General features: G+C 64.7%; 24 protein-coding genes. 14 read left to right on the top strand and 10 right to left on the bottom strand.

Features of this window, described 5'->3' with window-relative positions; genetic code table 11:
- Window positions 1–19 precede the first annotated feature (19 nt).
- Both ACNO8S_RS12000 and ACNO8S_RS11995 read left to right on the top strand, forming a co-directional pair.
- The gene (locus ACNO8S_RS12000) at window positions 20–964 is read left to right on the top strand and encodes a sugar phosphate nucleotidyltransferase (RefSeq protein WP_014041158.1); all 945 of its coding nucleotides are present in this window, start codon (window positions 20–22) and stop codon (window positions 962–964) included.
- Between the two features lie 129 nt (window positions 965–1,093).
- Window positions 1,094–1,423, top strand: coding sequence for a DUF7510 family protein (locus ACNO8S_RS11995; RefSeq protein WP_011223949.1), 330 nt, complete (start codon window positions 1,094–1,096; stop codon window positions 1,421–1,423).
- A 14-nt stretch (window positions 1,424–1,437) separates the two neighbouring features.
- Here the strand turns inward: ACNO8S_RS11995 and ACNO8S_RS11990 are convergent, their stop codons facing one another.
- Entirely contained in the window at window positions 1,438–2,493 is a 1,056-nt protein-coding gene (locus tag ACNO8S_RS11990; protein WP_044952006.1) for a glycosyltransferase family 4 protein, read from the bottom strand.
- Between the two features lie 141 nt (window positions 2,494–2,634).
- On the opposite strand from ACNO8S_RS11990, the gene malQ reads away from it, so the two are divergent.
- Complete coding sequence (malQ, locus tag ACNO8S_RS11985) at window positions 2,635–4,125, top strand: 4-alpha-glucanotransferase (protein WP_420181975.1); 1,491 nt, start codon at window positions 2,635–2,637, stop codon at window positions 4,123–4,125.
- Between the two features lie 6 nt (window positions 4,126–4,131).
- Here malQ and ACNO8S_RS11980 read toward each other — a convergent pair whose 3' ends face one another.
- From ACNO8S_RS11980 to ACNO8S_RS11960, 5 genes are all read right to left on the bottom strand, one after another.
- The gene (locus tag ACNO8S_RS11980; RefSeq protein WP_336328996.1) at window positions 4,132–4,983 is read right to left on the bottom strand and encodes a translation initiation factor eIF-2B; all 852 of its coding nucleotides are present in this window, start codon (window positions 4,981–4,983) and stop codon (window positions 4,132–4,134) included.
- Between the two features lie 87 nt (window positions 4,984–5,070).
- Window positions 5,071–6,294: an FAD-dependent oxidoreductase gene (locus ACNO8S_RS11975; RefSeq protein WP_420181974.1), complete on the bottom strand. Its 1,224-nt coding sequence runs from the start codon at window positions 6,292–6,294 to the stop codon at window positions 5,071–5,073.
- Window positions 6,295–6,529: 235 nt separating this feature from the next.
- Window positions 6,530–7,303, bottom strand: a complete 774-nt coding sequence (locus ACNO8S_RS11970) for an SDR family oxidoreductase (protein WP_014041153.1) — start codon at window positions 7,301–7,303, stop codon at window positions 6,530–6,532.
- Between the two features lie 96 nt (window positions 7,304–7,399).
- Window positions 7,400–8,077 (bottom strand): helix-turn-helix domain-containing protein, encoded by a 678-nt coding sequence (locus tag ACNO8S_RS11965; protein ID WP_014041152.1) that lies wholly within the window; start codon window positions 8,075–8,077, stop codon window positions 7,400–7,402.
- Window positions 8,078–8,160: 83 nt separating this feature from the next.
- Window positions 8,161–8,682 (bottom strand): hypothetical protein, encoded by a 522-nt coding sequence (locus ACNO8S_RS11960; RefSeq protein WP_014041151.1) that lies wholly within the window; start codon window positions 8,680–8,682, stop codon window positions 8,161–8,163.
- Between the two features lie 377 nt (window positions 8,683–9,059).
- On the opposite strand from ACNO8S_RS11960, the gene ACNO8S_RS11955 reads away from it, so the two are divergent.
- The 7 genes from ACNO8S_RS11955 to ACNO8S_RS11925 are packed head-to-tail and all read left to right on the top strand — an operon-like array spanning window position 9,060 to window position 15,968.
- Window positions 9,060–11,297 carry a type II/IV secretion system ATPase subunit gene (locus ACNO8S_RS11955; RefSeq protein ID WP_050036991.1) on the top strand — a complete coding sequence of 746 codons (2,238 nt, stop codon included), beginning with the start codon at window positions 9,060–9,062 and terminating at the stop codon, window positions 11,295–11,297.
- Window positions 11,287–13,179 carry a type II secretion system F family protein gene (locus ACNO8S_RS11950; RefSeq protein WP_420181973.1) on the top strand — a complete coding sequence of 631 codons (1,893 nt, stop codon included), beginning with the start codon at window positions 11,287–11,289 and terminating at the stop codon, window positions 13,177–13,179. Before ACNO8S_RS11955 ends, ACNO8S_RS11950 begins: the two co-directional genes overlap by 11 nt.
- Window positions 13,176–13,901, top strand: a complete 726-nt coding sequence (locus tag ACNO8S_RS11945) for a DUF7289 family protein (protein WP_014041147.1) — start codon at window positions 13,176–13,178, stop codon at window positions 13,899–13,901. Before ACNO8S_RS11950 ends, ACNO8S_RS11945 begins: the two co-directional genes overlap by 4 nt.
- Entirely contained in the window at window positions 13,894–14,340 is a 447-nt protein-coding gene (locus ACNO8S_RS11940) for a DUF7266 family protein (protein ID WP_014041146.1), read from the top strand. The genes ACNO8S_RS11945 and ACNO8S_RS11940 overlap by 8 nt, the downstream gene beginning before the upstream one ends.
- Window positions 14,337–15,041 (top strand): DUF7263 family protein, encoded by a 705-nt coding sequence (locus ACNO8S_RS11935; RefSeq protein WP_146416974.1) that lies wholly within the window; start codon window positions 14,337–14,339, stop codon window positions 15,039–15,041. Before ACNO8S_RS11940 ends, ACNO8S_RS11935 begins: the two co-directional genes overlap by 4 nt.
- A complete protein-coding gene (locus tag ACNO8S_RS11930) occupies window positions 15,034–15,438 on the top strand; it encodes a DUF7262 family protein (protein ID WP_008308187.1) in 405 nt (134 codons plus the stop codon). The genes ACNO8S_RS11935 and ACNO8S_RS11930 overlap by 8 nt, the downstream gene beginning before the upstream one ends.
- Window positions 15,435–15,968, top strand: a complete 534-nt coding sequence (locus ACNO8S_RS11925) for a DUF7261 family protein (protein WP_420181972.1) — start codon at window positions 15,435–15,437, stop codon at window positions 15,966–15,968. The genes ACNO8S_RS11930 and ACNO8S_RS11925 overlap by 4 nt, the downstream gene beginning before the upstream one ends.
- 58 nt (window positions 15,969–16,026) lie before the next feature.
- On the opposite strand, the gene ACNO8S_RS11920 is transcribed toward ACNO8S_RS11925, so the two are convergent.
- Window positions 16,027–16,539, bottom strand: coding sequence for a hypothetical protein (locus ACNO8S_RS11920; RefSeq protein ID WP_420181971.1), 513 nt, complete (start codon window positions 16,537–16,539; stop codon window positions 16,027–16,029).
- A 147-nt stretch (window positions 16,540–16,686) separates the two neighbouring features.
- Between ACNO8S_RS11920 and ACNO8S_RS11915 the strand changes: the two genes are divergently transcribed.
- From ACNO8S_RS11915 to ACNO8S_RS11905, 3 genes are all read left to right on the top strand, one after another.
- Entirely contained in the window at window positions 16,687–18,291 is a 1,605-nt protein-coding gene (locus ACNO8S_RS11915; RefSeq protein ID WP_420181970.1) for an FAD-binding domain-containing protein, read from the top strand.
- A gap of 68 nt (window positions 18,292–18,359) precedes the next feature.
- Entirely contained in the window at window positions 18,360–19,175 is an 816-nt protein-coding gene (locus tag ACNO8S_RS11910) for a helix-turn-helix transcriptional regulator (protein ID WP_050036983.1), read from the top strand.
- Between the two features lie 312 nt (window positions 19,176–19,487).
- Window positions 19,488–19,721: an HTH domain-containing protein gene (locus tag ACNO8S_RS11905; protein WP_008308192.1), complete on the top strand. Its 234-nt coding sequence runs from the start codon at window positions 19,488–19,490 to the stop codon at window positions 19,719–19,721.
- Window positions 19,722–19,928: 207 nt separating this feature from the next.
- Here ACNO8S_RS11905 and ACNO8S_RS11900 read toward each other — a convergent pair whose 3' ends face one another.
- Genes ACNO8S_RS11900 through ACNO8S_RS11890 form a run of 3 tightly spaced genes read right to left on the bottom strand, consistent with a single transcriptional unit; the run spans window position 19,929 to window position 22,789 of the window.
- Window positions 19,929–20,486 carry a hypothetical protein gene (locus tag ACNO8S_RS11900; RefSeq protein ID WP_151103719.1) on the bottom strand — a complete coding sequence of 186 codons (558 nt, stop codon included), beginning with the start codon at window positions 20,484–20,486 and terminating at the stop codon, window positions 19,929–19,931.
- On the bottom strand, window positions 20,483–21,250 hold the full coding sequence (locus ACNO8S_RS11895) for a P-loop NTPase (protein ID WP_050036982.1): 768 nt from the start codon (window positions 21,248–21,250) through the stop codon (window positions 20,483–20,485). Before ACNO8S_RS11895 ends, ACNO8S_RS11900 begins: the two co-directional genes overlap by 4 nt.
- Window positions 21,251–21,310: 60 nt before the next feature.
- The gene (locus ACNO8S_RS11890; protein ID WP_420181969.1) at window positions 21,311–22,789 is read right to left on the bottom strand and encodes a cobyric acid synthase; all 1,479 of its coding nucleotides are present in this window, start codon (window positions 22,787–22,789) and stop codon (window positions 21,311–21,313) included.
- A 168-nt stretch (window positions 22,790–22,957) separates the two neighbouring features.
- Between ACNO8S_RS11890 and ACNO8S_RS11885 the strand changes: the two genes are divergently transcribed.
- Entirely contained in the window at window positions 22,958–23,599 is a 642-nt protein-coding gene (locus ACNO8S_RS11885; protein ID WP_014041136.1) for a SatD family protein, read from the top strand.
- Window positions 23,600–23,671 lie beyond the last annotated feature (72 nt).

Here is a 23,671-nt window from a genome sequence, read left to right as displayed (position 1 = left end):
TCGGGTCTGACTGTGGGATATGGACGCGATAGTTCTAGCTGGCGGCTACGCGACACGGCTGTGGCCGATCACCCGTCGTCGACCGAAGATGCTGCTCCCGGTCGGCGAGACGACGGTTATCGATGGAGTCCTGCAATCACTGGAAGCCGACGACCGAATCGAGACGACGTACCTGAGCACGAACGAGGCCTTCGCCGACGAGTTCGAGGCTCACATCGACGAGATGGGCTACGAGAAGGTCCAGCTCTCCGTCGAGAGTACGGCGGACGAAGACGAGAAGTTCGGCGTCGTCGGCGCGCTCGCGCAACTGATCGACCGCGAGGGCATCGACGACGACCTGTTTGTCATCGGCGGCGACAACCTCATCGGCTTCGACCCCTCGGAGTTTCTGGATTTCTTCGAGGAGCGCGACGGGCCGGCACTCGCCGCCTACGACGTGGGCTCACGGGAGAAAGCCAAGTCCTACGGGCTCGTCGAACTCGACGGCGAGCGCGTCGTCGACTTCCAGGAGAAGCCCGACAACCCCAAGAGCACGCTCGTCTCGATTGCCTGTTACGCCTTCCCGGCCGACTCGCTCCGCTTTGAGGAGTACCTCTCGGGCGACAACAACCCCGACGAACCGGGCTGGTACATCGACTGGCTGCAACAGCAGGAGCCGGTGTCCGCGTTCACGTTCGACGACGTCTGGTTCGACATCGGAACGCCCGACTCGTATTTCGAAACGGTCGAGTGGAAACTCGACGGCGGGTCGCTCATCCACCCCGACGCGACCGTCGAGAACTCCGAGATCGGTGACACCGTCCATGTGATGGCTGGGGCGGAAGTGACCGACAGCAGCCTCGACCGGTCCATCGTCTTCCCGGACGCCGAGGTCCACGACTGTGATATCGACGAAACGATTCTCGGCGAGAACGTCCACGTCGAGGGGTACAACATGTCCGGGTCGCTCATCATCAACCGCTGATGGCTCGCGGCGATGGGGCCACCGTTCGAGTGCAGGACGCGACACGATTCGCCGCCAGCCACCACACCGCTGGCGAAGGACTAAGTGACACAGCGCCGTTTACTCGCCGCACGCAAGCTACTTGACAACATGGCACAACCAGAAACGGAGCCAGTCACGTTCGAGATGACAATCGACGACGGCCGGACCAGAATCGACGTCTCGGGCGACCGCGACACGGCCGTCGTGGTCCGCTCGAAATCGGGCGAGAAGATATACCTGCCGCCGGAGGACTTCGACCGCCCCCCAGAGGACAGGCAGACACCGTACGACAGCCCCTACCAGTCGGCTGACGGGACCGCAGACAGCCCGTACCGGACCCAAACCGATACGACATCCGTAACGGGGCTGGAGCCGACCGCCGACGGCTACCTCATCGTTCACCCGGAACCGGTCACTGACGTTCGCTTCCTCCGGTAAGCGTTCGGTCGTCGTCAGGCTTCGTCGAGAACCTCGTGGTAGAACTCGACGTGTTCGTCGGCTACTTCCTCCCAGGTCCGAACATCGTAGTCGATGGGCGTCGACAGCGATAGAGCGCGCTCGATCCCTTCGGCGATAGAGTCCGAATCGGGTTCGACCTCGATGACGCAGTCCTCGTTCAACAGCTCCGCGGCCCCGCTCTCGCAGGCGACGACGCGCGTCCCGACCGATAGCGCTTCGACGATGGTGATGCCGAACGGCTCCGCCAGCGAGGGCGAGACGAACAGGTCCGCGCTGTTGTAGTAGTCCCCGAGTTCCGACTGGGGGAGATACCCCGGGAAGTAGACTCGGTCCTCGACGCCCAGCAGCTCCGCGAACCGTTCGAGCTGTTCAGTGAGATGCCCCGAGCCACCGAGAACTAGGCTCACGTCGTCCCGACCGAGCTTCGAGAGCGCGTACAGCAGGTACGACAGCCCTTTCTGGTCGGTGTGTCGGCCGACGAAAAACAGCATCTTCCCGTCGATACCGAGTTCCGCTTTGATGTCCCGGCCCGTCGGCTCCACCGACGAGAACCCGTTGTAGATGACCGTCGAGTCGGCGTCGTACTGCTCGCGTATCCGTCGCTGCGTGAACTCACTCACCGCGACGAGGTGGTCCGAGCGGTTGGCGACCCGCTGTTCCGTCTCGACTTCCCGCTGTGGCGGCGTCACGTTCCGGTCCGCCGACAGCGAGTGGAAGGTCGAGATCCATTCGACGTCGTGGGCCGATTTGGCTCGCGAACCGGGGTTGTAGCCGAACCAGTCGTTCGTGTGGATAATGTCGGCATCGGCCGCCTCGTCGGCGAACTCTCCAGCCAGCCGGCCGATGCGAGTGACGATGTCGCCGCTTCCCGTCGAGACGCCGTGGATGCCGTCGCGGTCCGGCGGCGCGTACTCCGCGGGCAACACCAACTCGAACTCGACGTCGTCTCTCGGTTCAAGCTGTTCGAACAGCTCCCCGATAGCGGTATCAAGCCCGCCGGTGATGTTGGGTGGGAACCCCCAGCCAAGCATCAGAACGTTCGGTGGCATCTCTGTAACTGGCTCTCTCACCATAGCATCAAATGGATACAATATATATGTTTGCGTGCGCCCTTCTCCGGCCCCGCAAGCAGACACGATGGCAGTCACCGACCCCGCCCATTGAAATGCCTGTCAGGGCAACAGGTGCGTATGCAATTCGAACGGCAGAGTGGCGTGTTTCTCCACCAAACGTCGCTCCCGGGGCCACACGGTATCGGCGACCTCGGTGCCGGCGCGCGGGCGTTCGTCGACTTTCTCGACCGGGCCGACCAGTCGCTGTGGCAGTTCTGTCCGCTCGGTCCCACGGCGAGCATCCACGGGAACTCCCCGTACCAGTCGTCGTCCGCCTTCGCCGGAAACCCGTTGCTCATCGACCTCCGCGACCTCGTCGACCGCGGCTATCTCACAGCGGACGAGGTCGACCCGCCCGAGGATTTCTCACAACAGCACGTCAAGTACGACCGCGTGACCGAGTTCAAGGAGCGCCGGCTCCGGACCGCGTACGAGCGCTTCGACGAGAGCGCAAGCGATGCGGACCAGCAGTCGTTCGCCGAGTTCTGCGAGCGCGAGGCCGGCTGGCTGGACGACTACGCGCTGTTCACGGCGCTGAAAGCCGAGTTCGACGATGCCGGCTGGATGGACTGGCCGGACGATATCAGAACGCGCGAGCCGGCGGCCGTGGAGCGATACCGGGACGAACTGGCCGACGATATTCGCTACCACAAGTTCGTCCAGTGGTGCTTCGACAGCCAGTGGCAGGCGCTGGCCGAGTACGCGGCCGAACGGGACATCGGCCTCGTCGGCGACCTCCCCATCTACGTCGGCCTCGACTCGGCGGACGTCTGGGCGTATCCAGAGGTGTTCCGACTCGACGACGACCACCACCCTGCAGAGGTGGCCGGCGTCCCGCCCAATCCCGGCGACGACGGCCAGCGGTGGGGGAACCCGGTCTACGACTGGGACGCCCTCCGTGCGAACGACTACGGCTGGTGGGTCGACCGCTTCGAACGGCTGTTCGACCTCGTCGACATCGCCCGCATCGACCACTTCAAGGGCTTCGACGAGTTCTGGTCGATTCCGGCCGAGGCCGAGGACCCGGCCGCCGGACAGTGGCGCGACGGCCCCGGCGCGCACTTCTTCGAGACGGTCAGAGACAGGCTCGGCGAACTCCCGTTTTTCGTCGAGGACCTGGGCTTTCTCGACGAGAGCATCGTCGCGCTCCGGGACCAGTTCGGCTTCCCCGGCATGCGCGTGCCGCAGTACGCCGACTGGTGCGAGGAGGGGCACATGTACCAGCCGATGCACTACCCGGAGTCTGCCGTCGGCTACACCTCGACCCACGATACCGACACCATCGTCGGCTACTATCGCGACCTTTCGGACCGCCAGCGCGACTGTCTCCACTACAACCTCGGCACCGACGGCGACGAAATCAACTGGGACCTCATCGAGGCGGTGTGGAACTCGAACGCCGTCGTCGCGATGACGACCATGCAGGACCTGCTCGGCCTCGACAGCGACGCCCGGTTCAACGTCCCCGGCACGGCGACCGGGAACTGGCAGTGGCGGGTGAGCGAAGCGGCCCTCGACGCCGATGTTGCCGAGCGGCTCCGCCAAGTCACCGACAGAACGATCCGCTAAATACCTTCAGAACTGGAGGATGCCGTCTTCCGTGACGACCGTATCGAGCAGCCGGGTCGGCGTCGCGTCGTAGCCCGGGTTCCCGATGTCGAACCCCTCCGGCGGTTCGAGCATCACGTCGGCCCCTTGCCGGAACGTGTTCCTGAAGGTGAAGCCGCTCCCGATGAACTTCGACGAGGTCCCGACGACGGTCACGGGGACGTCCATCTCGTTGGCCGTCGCGGCCAGCGGCAGCGTCCCGATGCGGTTGTACACCACGTCGTCGATGAGGCAGTTCATCCCGACGAAGACGCGGTCGGCCTCCGAGAGGTAGTGGCCCGCCGCGCCGTCGACGATGAGCGTCACGTCGGCCCCGTCCCGGTCGGCCAACTGGCGGGCAGTCCGACGGCCCAGGAAATGCGGCCGCGACTCTCTGGCGTACAGGTGGAACTCCTTGCCGTCGTCAAGCGCCGCCATGAGCGTCGCCATCACCGTCGAGGAGTTCTCGTGAGTCACCAGCACGTCGCCGTCGTCGATGAGCGTCGCCGCCCGCTCCGCCGCGCGGTCCTTGCTGGTCTCGATTTCCGTGACGACCTCGTCGATTGTGTCGAGCAATCGCTCCTTGGCCTCTGAGACGGAGTCGGGGTCGGCGTCTTTCAGGTCCGTGACGATACGCTGCTGTGTGGTGTACAGCGGCGCGTGCGAGCGGTTCGCCCGCTGGAGCGCGCTGCTGTTGCGCTCGACCACGCGGAGGAAGTCCTCGACCGTGTGGCACTCGCGGTCTGTTAGCTCGCGGAGCGCCTTCGCAGCTTTCACGGCGGCAATCGAGGAACTCTGTGTCTCCATCTCCTCGATCTGCCGCACGGTCTCGTTTATCATGAGTGTACGTGCGGTTGCCTCCCTTATAACGCTACAGCCGGCTGACAGCCCGTTCCCGCGGCTTGCAACGGGCCACGACGGGCGTGGTCACACCGACCCGACCACGTCCTCGTCGGTCGGTCCCTGACCGTCGAACTCGGCCACGAGCGCATCCAACCGCTCCGGGTCGTCGACGCCCGGGAGCCTCCGGTCCGCAGTCCGGCAGTCTGCATCGACGCCGAGGCCGTCACAGACGAGGTCGGCCGTCGCCTCGGCCATCTGCCGGTAGGTGGTCAGTTTACCGCCGACGATGCTCGCCATGTTGTCGACGCCGTCGTCGGCATGGTCGAGCAGGAAGAAGCCACGCGAGATGCCGCGGCCGCCGCGCTCGTCCTCGTCTGGGGCGTACAACGGCCGGACGCCCCACCAGGTTCGGACCTCGGGGGCGTCTGCAACTGGCGGCAGCATCGCCGCACACTCTTCGATGCTCTCTTCGATTTCCCACTGCTCCGTCTCGTACTCGTCCGGGTCGCGGACGGGGACGCTCGTCGTTCCGAGGACAGCCTCGCGCTCGTGTGGCACGACGATGTCGCCGTCGTCGGGGTCCCGGCAGCGGTTGAGTACCGGCCCGAGGTCGTCGTACTCGACGGAGACCATCACGCCCCGCGTCGGTTGCATCTCGACGTCGAGGCCGGCCATCGCGGCGAACTCGCCCGCCCAGGCACCGGTCGCGTTGACGACGTAGTCGGCCTCGATAGTGTCGTTGATTGCCCCACCGACCCGCACGCCGGTCACCTGTCCGTCCTCGACGAGCACGTCCTCGACAGGTGCGTGCGGGTGTATCGCTGCGCCGTGGTCGCGAGCATCGGCGGCGTTCGCGGCGACCAGGCGCGACGGGTAGATGACGGCGTCAGGGACCTCGAACGCGCGCTCAACCTCCGCGGCGAGGTCGGGAACCCGCTCTTGGGCTGCATCGCTGTCCAGCGTCTCGACGGGGATGCCGATGTCCTCACAGGCCGCCCGTTTGGCCTCGAAGTAGTCGGGGTCGTCCCCGGCGAGTTGGACGAACAGGCCCCCGGTGTCACGGATGCAGGCCCCGGCGATTTCTTTGAGTATCCGGTTTTCGGTGATGCACTCCTCGGCACCGACCCGGTCTGCCTCGGCGTAGCGGGCACCGCTGTGCAGCAACCCGTGCGAACGTCCGGAGGTACCGCTTGTCAGCCCGTCACGCTCGACGAGCGTCACGTCGATACCACGGAGTGCGAGGTCACGAGCGACGCCAGCGCCGGTCGCGCCACCACCGACGACGAGGACATCCGTCTCAATTGCCATGTGTCTGGTTAGGGTAGACGACGTAAGATTCCTCCGATACCGGGGGTTTCGACAACTGTGCGTCCAGTTTCACCCCCGGAAACTGACCGCGGCCGGTGGACACGAACCCGGTAAAGTGCTACCGGATCGAACGAGTGAGACACGGTTCCAGTAGCCGTTGTCGTCGGCTGTGTGACCGCGTAAATGGTGGCTGCTCCGTTTCTCCGTTGTCTCCCACTCGCAAGACCTGCCTCGATCAGATATCCTGCCCGGTCGGCCTGATCAGGAGTTCGTTCACGTCCACGCGGGCGGGCTGGCTCGTCGCGTACACGATGCCGCGAGCGATATCGTCGGGGTGGAGCATCGGAAGGTCCATCTCCGCGAACCGCTCAAGCACCTGCTCGTCCGGAACGTGTGTCGCGAGTTCCGTATCGACAGCACCCGGTTCGATAACCGTCGTCCGGATGCCCTGTGTCGTCACTTCCTGCCGGACTGCCTCGGTGAACGCGTTCACACCGAACTTTGTCGCGTTGTAGCCGCTCGAATCGGCCGAGGCCCGGCGTCCCGCGACGGAGGAGACGTTGACGATGTGGCCGCTCTCCTGCTCTTGCATGACCGGAAGCACTGCGTGGGTGAGGTTCATCAGTCCGAGCAGGTTCACCTCGACCATCTGCCGGAGGTTCGAGCGATCTGCCCGCTCCAGTGGTTCGAGGAGCATCACGCCGGCGTTGTTGACGAGGATGTCGATGCGACCGTACTCGTCGGTCGTCGCGTCGACCAGCGAGTCGATGTCGTCTTCGTCGGTCACGTCGGTCGGCACAACCAGCGCATCCCCGCCAGCCGACTCGATTCGGTCCGCCAGAGCCTCTAGCTCGTCAGCGCGGCGGGCCGCCAGCGCCACGCTCGCGCCCGCGTCGGCCAGCGCCTCCGCGGTTGCCTCACCGATTCCCGACGATGCGCCGGTTACAATCGCCACGTCGCCTGCAAGCCGCTGTGCGTCCTGATCGTCTGCTGCAGATTCGTCTGACATCGCTGTTTAGTCAGTGCGACAGCCACGAGCGTCCTTTGCTTACTGATAAGCCCATTTATACACTGGCTGCAACAGCGCAGTCGCACAGGCTGGCGGCTACTGTGCGAGCGCGTTCCGGAACTGGTCGGGGCCGACTGTCGAACTGATGAGTTGTTTTTCGGCTCGACGCAAGAGGTCAGAGGCCGCGGCGGCCGACACATCGAGCTTGTCGGCGAGTTCCGCCGTCGAACAGCGACGCGGCGAGTCGTAGTACCCCGAGGAGAGGGCGACGGACATCGCCCGATACTGCCTGTCCGTGAGTCCGAACTGGTCGCGTTCCCCGGGGTTCTCGGGGTCCGAAGCGATGTGCAGTAGTTCGAGCGGGATGTCGTTGACCGCACACCGGTCCCGTAGCGCACTGAACGCGTCGTAGTCGGAGAACACCTTCTGTTCCCGTATCCCGTCGCCGGTGACCGTCGCGTCCATCGCAACGCCCTCGAACTCCTCCGGGTCGTGTGACGCGATGAGATCCGGTGCGTTGTCGACGACCACCTTGTAGAACCAGCCATCGGCCGTCTGCCCGATATCCGCCGCGTCGGTGATCTGTGGCCGCGCGTCGAGTTCTCGCTCGAAGGCGTCGCGGGAGCCAGCGTCGACGCTAACTGTAAGCAGCAGTCGTCCGTCTTCGAGGCCGACGGCGTTCGAAATCGAGAGTTCGCCGCTCGGAATCGAGTCCGCCACACCGACCAGCGGAAGCGTCTCGTCCGCGAGGAGGATTTCAGCAACGATGGCCATAGCGTGCCATCGGAGTCGACGTATATAGTCGCCAGCATTGCGATTACAGGCGCACTGACAGCCCCGCTCCGGTTCGCAGCCGCTCAGTCAGAACTGGACGCTGTCTCACCACCCAGCAATCGCTGTAGCTGTTCGATTAACGAGCGGCTTGCGGGCTGCCCACGATACACCCGCACGGAATCGAAGCCCGCGTACCCGTGGTTCCCGGATTCGTCCCGCTCCCAGTACAGCCATGCTGTCTCCTCCCCACCATCGAAGCCCATCTCATCGACTGGGAATGTGAGAACGAGCGACGCCTGGCCGTCCGCAGCATCGTCGTCCGGTTCCCTGATCTCGCCATCCTCGACGGGACGCGCCCCCTCGCCGTCTTCCAGCGCGAGACGCGAGCCGAACCGATAGCGGACGGCCCGCTCCGTGGGGTCGAAGGTCTCGCTGTCCCCGTCGCTGTTGACGAACTCTGACTGCTCGACTGCGACGGTGATGGTGTCGTGTTCCGACAGGTCGATGAAGTTCTCCGCGTTCTCGGGCTGGACGTCGACCGTGATCTCGACCGGGAAGTGGGCCGCCGCGACGCCGCTCAGGCTCGGAACCGCGGCCGCGGTCACTGCTGTGCCAAGTGTTCCTTTGAGGAGCCGTCGTCGTGTGGTAGTTGCCGATTTTGTGCTATCGTTGCTCGTCGCTGACTCCTTTCCTTTCATCCACGTGAACTGATCCGCTGGCACAGTTATGATAATTCTGGTGCATATCTCGAAACACCGAGTTATGGGAGAGAGCGGACCCGAAAGCGGGATCATATCTCCTAATTAGTGGTTTTTTGATGTTATCAGACACCCCTATTGTGCTCGTATGCCTCTATGCTGACAGAGTGTTTTCATGGTCTGTACTCCAACTCACATTCTCCATATAGGGAGATTATATTTTAATTAAATTCCGCAAAACTAAGTCTACAACTTTAAGTACAATAGCTAGTTTAAAACTGCGTATGACCGCACAGGCTGGCACGGAGACCGCACCGGTGGTTCCCGCACCGACGCCACCGGACGCCGCCGACGCCTGGTACGCGCCGGACGTTCGTGAGCAAGACGAGGTGTATCCGGGCGTCGTCGTGACCGTCCGACGGGAACGCAGCGGGTTCCGGTACGATGTCCGTGATCCGGTACTTTCAGCGGCAGAGGCTGACGCACTGTCGACTGTCGAATCACACTTCGCAGGTGCGAACATCGAGCGACCGCGGACGCGTGAGGGGGCCGTCGAGCGGATGAACGGGGGGTTCGACGCGAAACACCGCCGGGTAATCGACCGACTGATCGACGCGTCGCCGGCGAGCCGTCGTCGAATCGAGTACCACGCGCTCTCGTCGCTGGCGTGTTTCGACGACCTGACCCCGTACGCGCTGGACTCCCGAATCGACGTTGCTGACGTGACCGACGACGGCGTCGTCGTCCATACAGACGATTACGCCCCGGCCGAGACCGACCTTGGCCCGGACCCGGCGTATCTGAACCGGTTCGCGAGCGAGCGTGTCGAGCGCCACACCGTCCGTTTTCAGGGCTTCGAGATTCCGGTCGTCGTCTACCGCGAGCATCTCCTCGGTGCCGACCCGTTCACGACGAAGTACGCGGTTCGAGAGCCGGACCTGCTCCCCGGCGACGAGCAACTCATCGAGGTGTGCAAGGAGCGCGTCTGGGAAACCGGCGTCGACGGCGTCGTTCAGGACCGTGTCGAGTTCGTGCGGGAGCGTGCCCGCTCGCTCCTGGCCCGGCAGCTAACCGTCCGCAACACGACCGAGTGGGTCGACGCCGCCCGCTACCGGCTGCGGTCGGCGCTGGCCGAACTCGACCTGGCCGTGCCGCCGGTCGACCATCGGTTCGCCGACGACCGCCTCGACGACCTGCTGTACTACGTGCTTCGAGACCTCGTCGGCTACGGAAAGCTCACCGTTCCCATCCGGGACCACACGCTGGAAGACATCGAGGCGAACCGCGTCGACGAGCGCGTGAAGGTCCTCCCACGCGCCGATCTCGGCCACGACGGCCGGGTGCCGACCAACCTCGCCTTCGACTCCGAGGCGGCCTTCGTCAACGTCGTCACGCAACTGGCCGCCGACGACGGCGTCGAACTCAACGCCTCGAACCCGAGCGCGAAGGTCAACATCGACCCGGACGGGGACAGCCTCCACGACGCCGACGACACCATCCGCTGTGCAGTTGCCTTGCCGACTATTAGCGAAGGCGGTCCACACATCTCCATCCGGAAACAGTCGGGCGACGCGATGACGCCGGTCGATCTGGTCCAGCGGGACTCACTGCCGACGGAACTCGTCGCGCTGCTGTGGCTCCTGTACGAGTCTCACGGGGTCGTCCTCTTTTCGGGACCCACGGGAGCCGGCAAAACGACCCTTATGAACGCCCATATGCCGTTTATCCCGTATCGGGACCGTCCCATCAGTATCGACGAAGGGTCGCGTGAGGTTCGGATTCCCCACGAGACCGGCGTCTCGCTCACCACGAGAGACCACGAGCGGGACCACCGCCGCGTGACGATGGCCGACCTGATGACGCAGTGCAATTACCTGAACCCCGATGTCGAGGTCATCGCGGAGATCAACACGGCCGCGTCGTTCGAAACCTTCGCTGAGACGTTGAATACGGGTCACGGTGTCCTCGGGACGACCCACGCCGACGATATCGAGTCGCTGGTCAATCGCGTCATCGAGAAGGGCTTGCCGACCTATCTGCTCAACGAGATCGACCTCGTCGTGTTCCCCCGCCACGTCGGCGGAGAGCGCTACGTCGGCGAAGTGGTCGAGTTCGTCGACGACCCATCGATGGTCGAGAGCGGGACCGACCGGAGCGGCACGATACACAAGGACGGGACGACCATCCACTGGAACAGCGTCTGCTGGCGGCGACCGGACGGAAGCTTCGAACTCGCCTACGACCACCCGCAGTTCGGCGACGAGCAGCGGCAGGTCGACACCGGCATTCTCGACCGGCTTTCGGACCTCCGGGACGAACCGGTGTCGGCCGTCGAGGACGCGTTCCACCGCCGCCATCGCTACGTGCAGTATCTCGTCCAGGAGGAGGTGACCGACTTCGACGACCTGTTCGGCGTGCTGGCCGACTTAGAGACGAACGAGGCAGCGACCGTCGAGCGACTGCGGCGACAGGCCGGGACGCCCGACGACCCGCAACTGGAGGTCAGTACGGGTGACGACTGAGGGCGGCGGGACACTTGGCTTGCTCGACCGGGGCCTGTACGCTCTGTTTGCCCACCACGCCGAGGACGACCGGCACGCGAGCACCCGCGACCGCTACCGGGCCGCCTATCCGAGCACCGGCTTCGGCGTCTACGTCGCCAGAGTGTACGGGCTGTCGTGGCTGGCACTCGTTGTGGGCGTCGTCGGAACCGCGACGACAGCGATGCTCGTGCCGCCGGGGACCTTCGACTCGTTCGTCGCGGTGCTCCAGCAGGGCCTCCCGGTCATCAATCGGCTGGCGCTGCCGGAAGTCCCTCGACTTCTCGTGGCCACCGGTATCGGAACCGTCGCTGGACTCACGCTCAAGCGGGGCGTGTTCGTCGCCGGAAACCGGTATCTCTCGTGGGTGGCCAGCGCGCGGCGCGCGGACATCGCGGCCACGCTCCCTGGCGCAGTCCGATACCTCAGAGTGCTCGCCTCCGGAACCCACGACCGCCGCGAGATGCTCCGCGCCGTTGCCGAACAGGACGCATACGGCGAGACGGCGGTCGCCTTCCGGCGCGCACTCAATCAGGGCATTCTCACCGGCAGTCTCGACACCGGTATCGAACGAGTCGCTAGCGAAACCCCTTCACGGGACCTGCTTGCACCGTTTCTGCTGAAGTTCCGTGAACACGCGAACCAGAGCGCCGAGGCGCTTGAGGGGTACCTGGAGATGGAGGGCCGCTTGCTCTCCCACGAGCAGAGCCGGCAGCACGAGCGGGCGACCGGCTATCTCGAACTGCTTGCGGAGCTATTCGTCGTGTTGCTGGTGTTGCCGGCGCTCGTGGTGCTCATCGTCACCGTGATGGGTATTCTCGCGCCCGGCCTCTCTGAGCCCGTTGCGACGCCGCTGGGCGAGACGACTGTCCGTGCCATCGTCGTCTACGGGAGCGCGGCGTTCGTGATGGCTTCTGGGCTGCTGGCAGCCTTTGTCGTCGCTACGCTCCGACCACGGAACACGGCTGCCCCGAGTTACAGCCTCCCGGACGGTCCCGTGGCAATACTCACCTCGATCCCCTCGAACCCTGCGAGTGCACTCCTCGCCTGCGTCCCGCTGGGTGCCGGCGTCGCGGCCGGCCTCTGGTCGCTGGGCTACCGGCCGGTCAACGTCGCGCTTCTCTCGTATGCTACCGTTGGCGTCCCCGTCGGCGTGGTGACGGTTCGCCGGGCCAGAGCGGACGACGCGAAAGACAGGGAGATTCAGGACTTCGTTCACGCCGTCGCCGGCCACGTCGCGCTGGGCCGCCCGTTTCCAGAGGCGGTCCGACGCGTCGCCGACGACGTGGAACTCGGTGCGCTCGCCAGCGATGTCCAGTCGCTCGCGTTCACACTGTCGCTGGGCGATAGCCCCGGCGACGCCGCGGCTGACCGCCGGGCTGCGGCGCTAGACCAGTTCGTCGACCGCGTCGGCACGCCGATGGCCGAACAGACCATCGGGCTGGTCGTCGGCGCACTGGATACGGGGAGTGACGCGGAGGACGTGTTCGAAACGCTACAGACTGAAATCGGTCAGCTCTACCATCTACGGAAATCCATCCGCTCAGCGCTGCTCGTCTACGTTGCGGTCGGCTGGACGACGGCGCTGCTCGTCATCGGGATCACCGTCGCTGTCAACGTTTACGTCCTCGATAGCTTCGCGCAACTATCTGCCGTCTCGGGCGGTGCCAACATCGCCTTCGACCCGACCGCAATCAAACCCGCACGGGAGCAACATCGGTTCTACGTCGTCACGCAGGCGACGATGCTGGCCTGTGGCTGGTTCGCCGGCACGGCGAGTCGCGGCGTCTACGAAGCGCTGTTACACTCCTCGGGGCTGGTACTCGTCGCCTACGTCGTCTTCGCGGGGGCTGGTCTGATTTGATTCCCGACACCGACGCTCAGTCACACGTCGTCGGCGTGGTGTTGCTGCTGGGACTGACCGTCGTCGCGCTCGGTGGACTGACGGCTGTCGTCGGGACCGTCGTCGACGGCCACACTGCGACTGCCGATGAGACCCGCGTCGCCAACACGTTCGAGACGACGTTCCGGCCGGTCGAGCAGACGGGCCACCAGACTGCTCGCGTCCGGTTTACTGCGGGGCGGCTGACCACTGCGGAGCGGGAACTCCGAGTCCTCAACGATTCGGGAGTTCAGCGGACGGTTCCCATCGACGCGATAGTGTACGACTCCGGCGACAGCCGCGTTCGGTTTCTCGGGGGCAGTGTCGTCCGCGGGACAGCGGGCAACGCCTGGCTCGAATCGGACCCGCCGGTGACGGCGACGCGGGACGACACGGCGGTCATCGTCGGTGCACCGCTCGTCAACGCCAGCGGCGGCACGGTGTCCGGAACGGGCGGCGTCTCCGCACATATCCGCCAGAACGTCAGCCACGAACGCGAACGGCTCCCGGCCGACAACTATAGCGTGGCTATCGAGACGGAGACGCCCCGTCCGTTTACCGAGTCCTTCCAGCGTGTCGGCGCAACCACGCGAGTCAGGGATATCGACGGCGACGGCGTTCAGAGCGTCGTGGCGACGTTCCCGGGCCGCCGGACGCTGTATCTGGTCCGCCACGATATGCGGACGGAGGTGGGGCATGGATAACCGTGCGCTCAGCACCGTCGTCGAGAAACTGCTGAGCATGGGACTGGTGCTGCTGTACATCGGACTAGTGACGACTACGCTGTACGGCGGCACTGTCCCAGCGTACCAATCCGCCGTTGGGGCGGAACTCGGCGACCGGACGCTCGCCGAAGCCACGGCCCGCGTCGAGCAGGCTATCCCGCCGGATGCTCGGGCCGTCTCGGCCACTGTTCGGGTTTCGCTGCCGGAGACCATCGACGGCGCAGGATACAGCATCCGGACTGACGGGGATGCTCTCGTCCTCGACCATCCCGACCCCGAAATCGGCGGCCGAACACAGCCATTGTTGCCCGACAGAGTCGATACCTTCGAAGGCGAGTGGCAGAGCGGCAGTCCGACCGTCGTCGCTGTCTCCGGAACACGGGGGAGCGTGACGGTGACACTGGAGGCGGAGCGATGACCCTGTCGAACCGTCGCTGTGACCATTCTACTCGCGCACAGACGTCGCTACCAGCGCTGGGCATCGCGCTTGTATTGCTGACCGTCGTCACCGGACTGGGTGTCGCCATGGCCGACACCGCGATTGCCGGCGCAGACAGGGCCCCCGACGAGCGTCGGGTCGCCGCCGCTATCGCTGACCGACTCGTCGCGGCGGGCGGTCCACTGGCCGCCCGGAGCAACGTCCTCAACAAATCTCGGGTGGACGACTTCGACCAGTCGGCGCTGGAGGGGAGCGCACCGCCGGCCGGTGAGTACGCGGTCAGCGTCGCGGTGGCTGACGAGGAGATCGCACGCAGCGGTACGGTTCACGGCGGCACGCGAATCAGCCGTCTCGTCGTAGTCAAGTCTCAGGAGCAACGCACCCTCACGCCTGATCTGGCAACGACCGACGCGGTGACGCTCCCTCGCCGGAGCGCGCAGGCCACAGTAACTATCGACCCGCCGGCCGCCACGACCGTCTGGACGGTCCGCGCTAACGACCGGGTCGTCCTGCATAACCGAAGCGGGCTGGACGGCAGCTACGAGGTCCCACTGGTCCCTTACGAGACAACGGAACTGCGATTCCAGCGCGCCGGCCGACTCGAATCCGGGAACGTGACCGTAGCGTACGACGCCCCGCAGTCGACGAAGGAAACCATGGTGGTGACCGTTGATGCGTAGAGCCCAGCTGCCGCTGTCGCTCGTGGAAGTTGCCCTCGGGACAGTACTGATTCTCGGCGTCGCGCTCGGGTTTGCCCTGGGGACGCCAGCGCCGGACCGACAGGGGCCACAGCTCGACGCCTACGCTTCCGATACGGCGGCGCTGCTGGCTAACGACCCGCCGCGACACAGCGGAGCGACGCGACTGCAGGAGATCGTGTCGAGTCCGACGGCGTTCGACCGCGAACGGGACGCGCTTTCGAACCGGGTCGCCCGTATCCTGCCCGACAACGTCCTCTTCCGGGTCGAAACACCGCACGGAGCGGTCGGAACACCGACGCCACAGGGCGTCAGCACTGGGACCGCAACTGTGCCGACGGGACACGGGAGTGTCCAAATCATCGTGTGGTACGCATGACCCGGCGCGGACAGCTAGTCCTCGTTGCGGCCACGGTCATCGCTGTAGCGCTGGTCCCAATCGTGCTCGCCTCACTCCAACTGGGCTATCACGACGACGTTCGGGCGACGGCCGACTACGACGACGACCCGTCTGCTGACGCGCTTCGGGTCCTTGAGCGAGCCGTCGCGACGGAGAGCACGTCCATCCCGAGCCAGTACGCCTGGGCCGCGAACGATTCGGCAGTGACGGCCGTTCGGACGGGGTTGCAGCCTCGGCTCGACCGACTCCAGACCTCCCGAATCGAAGACGGTGTCCACTACAATATAACCTACAACGGTACTGCAACACGGCGGTGGAAAGACGTGAACTGTCCGTCCGGGCCGGACCGCCAGTTCGGGGACTGCGTCGCCGATCGCGGCGTCGTTGCTCAGGACCGGGTAGGCCGCACGCACGTTCTCGCCGTCGGCTTCGACGTGACGACGACGACCGAACGCGGCGAAACCACCGTCACCGTGGTTCTGGAGACCAGCGGTCGGTCCTCGCGGTGAGCGTCCGAACAAAAACTGCACTACTCGCGGCAAACCAGAAAACGGTCCGCAGTGTGCGTTACTCCGTCGCGCCCGGCGTCTCGGTTCGAACCTGCGACCGGATCTGTTCGAACGTCGCCTGTGAGAGGATCCCGGTGACACTCTCGATTGAAAGGGTATCGATGAGGCCGGCTGGTGGACCGGTGACCAGCAGCGCACCTGCTTCGGAAATAGAATCGTCGACAGTGAGACCGAGGTCAGACGTCGCGCGCTCCTCGAACGAGGTGATTGCGTCTTCGGCAAGGTTCTCCTGTGCGGTGCGGTATTCGGCCTGTGCCTCGCTCTGTGTGAGATTCCCTGCCTGAATTTCGGATTGGATCTCCTGCTGTCGTTCCCGCAACTGCGTCTGGTCCGGTTCAACCACGACCGTCACGGTCGCGGAGTCCGCGTCCGCGCTCTGGCTCTGTGGCCCTGTACCCGTGTTCGTTCCGTCGCTGTCGCCTCCCTGAAGGGCGTTACAGCCAGCGAGCGACACTGTTGCACTTGCTCCGGCGAGTTCCATGAATCGTCGGCGTGTGGACTCGAATTCCATTATCGACTAGCGCGGGTCTCGCGGTGTAACCCTTCTGGTAGCCGACCGCGGCTCACTCCCGTCCTTGGGGCTGCCCTCTCAAACGCTGTGGCTTCGAGAGACGAAAGACAGTGGTGCCTGTGGTCCAATGCTGAATCAATAGTGCGTATGGCGGGACTGGAGTCAGACGAGACGCTGGACGCGCCACGGCAAGACGCGATTCCGACGCTTGAGAGCGATGTATCCGGCACGGTTGTCTGGCATCGCGAACACCTTCGGATTCGCGATCAGGCCGCGGTAGCGAGGGCTGCAACGTCCGAGTACGTGCTTCCGCTGTTCGTGTTCGACCCGGCGTTCTACGGCGCGGACGGCCTCGCCTGTGACAGCCGTATCCGGTTCCTGCACGACTGTCTGGCCGACCTCTCAGACCAGTACCACACCGTGACCGGCCGCGGGCTCACTTACGCCCACGGGGACCCGGTGGACGTGCTGGGGCGGTTCCGCGAGGCCGGCTGGGACATCGTGACGATGGCCGTTCCCACCGGACGCTACGGCCGGGAGCGGGACCGCCGCGTTCGGGAACAGTGTGGCGTCACATTCGTCGACGGCGACGGGCTGGTTCGGGACCGAGCGGAGACCCGCAACGGGTGGCAGGACGACGTGTCGGCGTGGTTCTCCGCCGACCAGTACGACTGGGACCCGAACACGGTCACCTCACGGAGCTTCGATACCGGCATCGACATCAGTACAATCGAGGACCACTACGGCGTCACGCCGTCGAAATCCTCCGTCCCTCGCGGCGGGACCGGGCCAGCGCGCGAACGGCTGTCGGCGTTCGCCGAGCGGATCGACGACTATCCGGGGAACATCTCTGCGCCGACGGACGCGCGAGACGGGACCAGCGGGCTCTCGCCGTATCTCGCCTTTGGCTGTCTCTCCGTGCGACAGGTGATTCAGTACATCGAGGACCACGCGCCCGACGGCCGCGGGAAAGAGATGTTCGTCTCGCGGCTGTTCTGGAACAAGCACTACGAACAGAAACTCGAAGACTGGCCCGGCTGGCTCGATGCGGCGGTGAACCCGGTGTTCGAGGGGTTCAACGCGGCGCAGTACGACCCCGAGCTGGTGGAAGCATGGAAGCACGGACGGACCGGGTTTCCGATGGTCGACGCGTCGATGCGGTGTCTCAAAGAGACCGGCTGGCTCAACTTCCGGATGCGGGCGATGTGTGCCTCGGTCTACTATCACCTGCTCCAGCAGCCCTGGCGGATCGGCGCGGACTGGTTCTACCACCACCTCATTGACGCCTCGGCGGCGATCAACTACACACAGTGGCAGTCCCAGTGCGGCCTGATCGGCAAGCCGACGCTCCGGCTGTACAACCCCCGAAAGCAGGTCCGCGATCAGGACCCGGACGGCGAGTTCATTCGTCGGTGGGTGCCCGAACTCGATTCGCTCCCTGACGAGTACCTCGACCGGCCCGAGGGGACGCCGGTCCACGTACAGGCATCCTGTGGCGTCAGCATTGGCGAAGACTACCCGCACCCGGTCGTCGACTACGACGCGGCTAGACAGGCGTTCCGCAGGCGTTACGAGGAGGTCCGCGCTGACGCGGCCGACGCCCTGCAGGACTCGGCTATTGCGCGCCGGGCTTCCTTCTCCGGCGGCCACGAAGCCGCTGTACGCATCGCCGCGGAACACGGGACGGATGCGTCGAACGGCGCAGAAGACGGTGGGACCCAGACCAGTCTCGGCTCGTTCGGCGACGAGTAGCTCCATAATTCGTTCAGTGTTGCCAAACGCCAAAGAGGCTAAGACGGTTGCGCACACAGACGTATCCAATGGCGGAGGGTCCGGACGACACCGTTTTCGAGGACTGCCAGTTCCTTACTGGGTCACCACAGCGGTTCGCAGTACTGGCCCAGCTCCGGGAGCGTCCGGCACGGCCGACCGATCTGTGCGATGCGGTGGACGCGACTCGGACCACGATCCAGCGGATACTCGCGGGCTTCTCCGAGCGGCAGTGGGTCGTCAAACGGGACGGCGAGTACCGGCTCACGGTGACTGGACAGCGGGTGTTGGACCAGTACACGGCACTCATGAGCGAGATCGAACGGGCTCGGGCGGTCGGTCCGCTGGCAGCCCACCTCGGTTCCATCGCGGCGGATCTCCCGGCGGAGCTGTTAGACCCCGATTGTCTCACGACGAGTTCCGAACAGAACCCGCTGGCCGCGATTGATCGGTTCACGGACTGGCTGCACGAGGTCGACGGCGACGTTCGGGCCATCTCGCCGATCGTTACATCGGTGTTCAACGACGTCGCGGTGGACCTGCTCGAAACGGGGACGCGTATCGAGTTCATCATCGATCACAGCGTCCTCGAACGGTCAGCGTCGGACTTCGCAGACGCGCTGGAACGAGGCGTCGAACACGAGAACATCGACACGTACGTCCACGATACTCCGCTTGATATCGGCCTCGCACTGGACCGCTCGCGGGTCTGTCTGGCGGCCTACGACGATCGGAACAACGTCCGGGCAATAGCCGAATCCGACGCCACAGCGGTGTATAGCTGGGCTGAGACGGTGTTCGACCGATACAGAGCGCGGTCACAGCCGCTTGAATCGGTCCTGTCGGTGCAAGAAAACAAGCAATAATCCAGTCGCTCACGGATGGAATCCGGTGTGGAAGGGCCGAAGGGAGCACTGGTCGGCGCGCCAGCACTCACTGGAGGGCGGGATGGCGTATCCCCGGAGCATGGTATAGCCGGTGGGGGCCTATACTTATTCGCTGTAACTGTTTCGGGACACAACACCTGTTACAGGGGCTGTAACAGCTTAGAACGTTCATGCTATTCTGATCCGACGTCCGGGTTCGTTTTGCGACAACAACGGGCTGTGTTTCTATACTTTCACCCAGAATGAAATAATAGCCGACAGTATAAGTATGTGGCAATCGTTGACAGAAGTATGTCTCCGCCTGGACGGGAGATTCAGTACACTGAATCGGACGTTATCGAGGTGTTCAGACACCGAAACGATTACGCGGAGCCACTCACGGCGTCGGAGGTGGCGGACAGACTCGGCTGTTCGCGACGGACTGCGCTGAACAAACTCCACGACCTCGAATCGGAGACAGATATCACGAGCAAGAAAGTCGGGGGCCGGTCGCGGGTGTGGTGGATCCCCGTGCGAGCGGATTGATGCGGATTGTTGTCGACTATTTCCCGATAGTACCGACTTCGGAGTCGACACAGATCGGTACATCGCTACAACTATGCGACGGTGCCGTCAGGCGGTTTACTCTTGGAGTGGGATTGGGGCCGTGTCACGACGGACACACTGAAGACCTGTAGCAAAGCAGACTGATCTCATGGCTGGCTGTATAGAACCCCACGCAAGCGGGACCATTCAGAACTCCCACTGCTGAGCACGTTCGCGGGCCTCCGAGCGCGCCTGCTGTTTGATGGCCTCGATTTTCTCGGCATCGTCGAGGAACGCTTCGACGGCACTCTGTTCGGTGGTTCCGTCCTCGGCTGCTGCCGCGTCGCCGTCGCCCATCGCTGGCAGCCGCTCGTCGGGAGCCGCCCGTCGCGTACTGTCGGCCAGCGCCGGGTCGCCGCCCAGCCGTTCGGCGGGCATCCCGGGTGGGACTCGGAGGTTGGCTGCTTCGTGTGCCGATTCGAGGTCAGCGGCGTCAAGCGTGTACAACGAGACGTGGTACGGCCCGGGAATGGCGAGGTCCGCGAGCGCCGGCGGACCGCCGCGGTCCGTGCCGGTGTGGTAGGCCAGCACCGGCACGCCGTCGGTGAACGTGATGACGCCCCGGCCCTCGCCGTCAAGCAGGAGCGTCTCCTGGGACTCGAAGACGGCATAGCCGGTCAGTTCGCGGTCGAGCACGTCGGCCAGCGTGTCCCGCGGGTCCGTGACGACGCGGGACTTGTCGAGTCGGCCGCGGGGCAACTTCATAGTGACTCGGGGATGACGGCGCTCTGGAACCGGTCGGCGGCGTCGGCGGCCGCCCCATCCCGCACGGTAAGCGATTCGGCGGCCTCTCGGTAGGCCGTCGACGCCTCGCATTCGGGGGCGTGGGCAAGGAGCGGCCGGCCAGCACGGCGTGCCTCACGGGCCCGCTCGCTTTCGGGGACCGCGGCCAGCGTCGGCCCGTCGAAGTACCGTTCGGTCTTCTCTGAGACTTGTTCGATGGATTCGGACTCGCGGACCTTGTTGAACAGGAGGCCCGCAACGTCCGTGTCGTAGGTCGTCGCGTACTCCTGGACCTTCAGCCCGTCCGAGATGGCGGGGATCGTCGGCTGGAGGACGACGACGATGCGGTCGGCTAGCACGATGGGAAGGACGGCGGTCCGGCTGTCGAGCGCTGGCGGCGAATCGAGGAGGATGATGTCAGTATCTTCTGCAAGCGTCGCAACCACGTCTCGAAGGCGGTCCGGGTCGGCGTCTCTGAAACCGTCCAGGCTCGTTCCACAGGGAACGACGGTCAGCCCGAACCGGTCGTACGTGGCCGCCTCAACGGGCGCGTCGTCGGCCAGGACGTCGTGCAGCGTCGTCTCGGCGTCGGAGAGGCCGGCGTGAAAGAGGAGGTTCGCCATCCCCGTGTCGGCGTCGACCACCGTCACGTCGTAGCGGTCGGACAGCGCCATCCCGAGGGCGACGGTGCTCGTCGTCTTGCCAGTCCCGCCCTTCCCACTGGCGACCGCGAACACTTCGACCATTGGAGAATATTGCGAGCTAGATGTATATAAATTTCCGGAATTTGAAGAAGTATCAAACAGTCACCAATCGGCCAGTCCGAGCGGGCCGAGGTCGACATGGTCGGCGACGAGGCCGGCGGCTCGCTCGTACGGGTCGCCGCTCTCTCGCTCGTTTGCCGCTGGGGAGTTAACACCAGCACTCTCGAACGCATTTCGCACGAAGGCACCTCTGGCACTCTCGTTGACGAAGAGGTCGTGGAGGTATGTGCCGAGAACGCTGTCGGTCGCCGCCCCGTCGCCGTCGAACGGCCGGGCCGCCTCGTCGGTCAGCGTCGAGTCGCCCATGTGGATCTCGTAGCCCTCGACAGTCCCGCTCGCCCCGGAAAGCGGGCCGACGCCACGGAGGTCCCGCCGGACGTGTTCGACTGTCTTCGACTCGCTGAATTCCGTCGTCACCGGGAGCAAGCCCAGACCCTCGACGCGGTCCGCGTCGCCGGTCCCCTCGATTGCGGCGTTCGTGATTTCCTCCCCGAGCATCTGGTAGCCGCCACAGAGGCCGACGACGGGGCCGTCGAACGACTGGAGGCGGCCATCAAAGCCAGCGTCGGTGAGCGTCAGCAGGTCGTCGACCGTGTTCTTGCTCCCCGGCAGGACCACCGCGTCGGCGTCGTCGAGGGCGGCTTCGGGTGGGACGTACGCGACCCTGACGCCGGGTTCGCGGGCGAGTGGCTGGAGGTCAGTGAAGTTCGAGATGCGCGGGAGTCGCGGCACGGCGACAGTAACACTCCCGTCGTCGGGGACGCCATCGTCAGCGCCGACGACGGACCGCTCGCCGACCGGCGGCAGCGCAACGCTGTCCTCTTCGGGGAGTCCGGGGTCGTCGTAGGGAATCACGGCGACGACGGGCACGCCGGTCCGGTCCTCGAACTCGTCGATGCCGGGGTCAAGCAGCGAGCGGTCGCCGCGGAACTTCGTGATGACCGCGCCGGCCACCTGGTCCCGGATGTCGTCGGGAACCAGTTCCAACGTCCCGACGAGCGAGGCGAACACGCCGCCGCGCTCGATGTCGGCGACGAGGAGGATGTCGGCGTCGGCGAAACGCGCCGTCTCGACGTTCGCCAGGTCGCGGTCGTGCAGATTGATTTCGGCAATCGATCCCGCGCCCTCGGCGACAATCACGTCGTGGGACCGGGCGAGTCGGTCGTGGGCCGCGCGGGCGGTGTCCAGCGCGTCCTCCCAGTGCTCGTCGTAGTATCCACGGGCCTCGAAATGCCCGACCGCCTCGCCATCCAGAATGAGCTGGGATTCGCCGTCCCCTCGCGGTTTCAGGAGTACCGGATTGTGGTCGGTCGACGGCGCGACGCCGGCCGCGCGGGCCTGAACGTACTGCGAGACGCCGACTTCGCCGCCGGGTGTCGCCCGGGCGTTGTTGCTCATATTCTGGGCTTTGAACGGCGTGACCGAGACGCCGCGGTCGGCCAGATAGCGACAGAGCCCGGCCGCGACGGTCGACTTGCCGACGTGGCTCGCCGTTCCGGCGACCAGCAGCGTGTGGGCCATTAGGCTGTGTTGGGAGACGAACGCACTGGTGTCTTTCGCTCAGATCACTAAACCCATATCGATTTAACACTGCCCAATCAACTGAATCCGGATTAGCCGTTCACACGATACTCAACGTGAAACGGTTTAACCGAAACAAGTAAACGATATCGGGTTGAGTCGATGACTATGGCGGAGCGATGGTGCGTCATCATCGGTGATGTCATCGAGTCACGGTCGGTCACAGATAGAGAGGCGTTGCGAGCGGCGCTCAATCAGGGTGTGTCACGAGCGACCGACGCACTCGCCGACCAGACGGTTGCGCCGTTCTCGGTGTTGAAGGGGGTTGACGAGGTCGGAGGAGTCATCAGAAACCCTGGACATGCTTACCGCGCTATCCGGGAAATCACCGAATCGATACACCCGACTGCGATTCGGTTTGCGGTTGTCCACGGAGAAGTTGACGTGGGGATGACAACGAGCGAGGTTTCAGAGATGGATGGCCCTGCGTTCCACAAAGCAGATACGTTGCTAGCTGACATCACGGAAAACGGTCGGGCCGTTGCGCTGCACGATCCTGTCGTGAAGTCTTGGCTACTTTCACTGCTTGCCGACCAGATACACCTGCTGTTTGCGTGGAAACAGGAATGGACGCCACACCAGGCGTCGATCGTCCGTGAGTACCGCGAAAGAAAGAGTATGCAGGCGTTGGCTGACGACCGAGACGTCTCGATTCAGGCCGTCTCACAGACGCTTTCGCGGGCAAAGGCGGAGATGGTACTGTCAACCGAAGCAAATCTTGAAGCGGCCATGACAGAGGTCTGGGAATGAGTTCTGTGAGTTGGCGGACACCAGCGTCGGCCGTAGTCACAGTCGGTGCTATTCTTGGTCTTGTCTGGGCGA

The sequence above is a fragment of the Haloarcula sp. KBTZ06 genome, from assembly GCF_048595605.1.
GTDB lineage: Archaea > Halobacteriota > Halobacteria > Halobacteriales > Haloarculaceae > Haloarcula > Haloarcula hispanica.
Note: the sequence above shows the minus strand (reverse complement) of the source record. Positions and strands in the feature narration are given on the sequence as shown.

Coding starts and splice junctions, on each gene's coding strand:
- ACNO8S_RS11955 (WP_050036991.1), top strand. CDS start 9,060: ATGACCGCACAGGCTGGCACGGAGACCGCACCGGTGGTTCCCGCACCG.
- ACNO8S_RS11905 (WP_008308192.1), top strand. CDS start 19,488: ATGTCTCCGCCTGGACGGGAGATTCAGTACACTGAATCGGACGTTATC.
- ACNO8S_RS11995 (WP_011223949.1), top strand. CDS start 1,094: ATGGCACAACCAGAAACGGAGCCAGTCACGTTCGAGATGACAATCGAC.
- ACNO8S_RS11930 (WP_008308187.1), top strand. CDS start 15,034: ATGCGTAGAGCCCAGCTGCCGCTGTCGCTCGTGGAAGTTGCCCTCGGG.
- ACNO8S_RS12000 (WP_014041158.1), top strand. CDS start 20: ATGGACGCGATAGTTCTAGCTGGCGGCTACGCGACACGGCTGTGGCCG.
- ACNO8S_RS11885 (WP_014041136.1), top strand. CDS start 22,958: ATGGCGGAGCGATGGTGCGTCATCATCGGTGATGTCATCGAGTCACGG.
- ACNO8S_RS11975 (WP_420181974.1), bottom strand. CDS start 6,294: ATGGCAATTGAGACGGATGTCCTCGTCGTCGGTGGTGGCGCGACCGGC.
- ACNO8S_RS11990 (WP_044952006.1), bottom strand. CDS start 2,493: ATGCCACCGAACGTTCTGATGCTTGGCTGGGGGTTCCCACCCAACATC.
- ACNO8S_RS11900 (WP_151103719.1), bottom strand. CDS start 20,486: ATGAAGTTGCCCCGCGGCCGACTCGACAAGTCCCGCGTCGTCACGGAC.
- ACNO8S_RS11915 (WP_420181970.1), top strand. CDS start 16,687: ATGGCGGGACTGGAGTCAGACGAGACGCTGGACGCGCCACGGCAAGAC.
- malQ (WP_420181975.1), top strand. CDS start 2,635: ATGCAATTCGAACGGCAGAGTGGCGTGTTTCTCCACCAAACGTCGCTC.
- ACNO8S_RS11970 (WP_014041153.1), bottom strand. CDS start 7,303: ATGTCAGACGAATCTGCAGCAGACGATCAGGACGCACAGCGGCTTGCA.
- ACNO8S_RS11965 (WP_014041152.1), bottom strand. CDS start 8,077: ATGGCCATCGTTGCTGAAATCCTCCTCGCGGACGAGACGCTTCCGCTG.
- ACNO8S_RS11935 (WP_146416974.1), top strand. CDS start 14,337: ATGACCCTGTCGAACCGTCGCTGTGACCATTCTACTCGCGCACAGACG.
- ACNO8S_RS11940 (WP_014041146.1), top strand. CDS start 13,894: ATGGATAACCGTGCGCTCAGCACCGTCGTCGAGAAACTGCTGAGCATG.
- ACNO8S_RS11910 (WP_050036983.1), top strand. CDS start 18,360: ATGGCGGAGGGTCCGGACGACACCGTTTTCGAGGACTGCCAGTTCCTT.
- ACNO8S_RS11980 (WP_336328996.1), bottom strand. CDS start 4,983: ATGATAAACGAGACCGTGCGGCAGATCGAGGAGATGGAGACACAGAGT.
- ACNO8S_RS11890 (WP_420181969.1), bottom strand. CDS start 22,789: ATGGCCCACACGCTGCTGGTCGCCGGAACGGCGAGCCACGTCGGCAAG.
- ACNO8S_RS11925 (WP_420181972.1), top strand. CDS start 15,435: ATGACCCGGCGCGGACAGCTAGTCCTCGTTGCGGCCACGGTCATCGCT.
- ACNO8S_RS11920 (WP_420181971.1), bottom strand. CDS start 16,539: ATGGAATTCGAGTCCACACGCCGACGATTCATGGAACTCGCCGGAGCA.
- ACNO8S_RS11895 (WP_050036982.1), bottom strand. CDS start 21,250: ATGGTCGAAGTGTTCGCGGTCGCCAGTGGGAAGGGCGGGACTGGCAAG.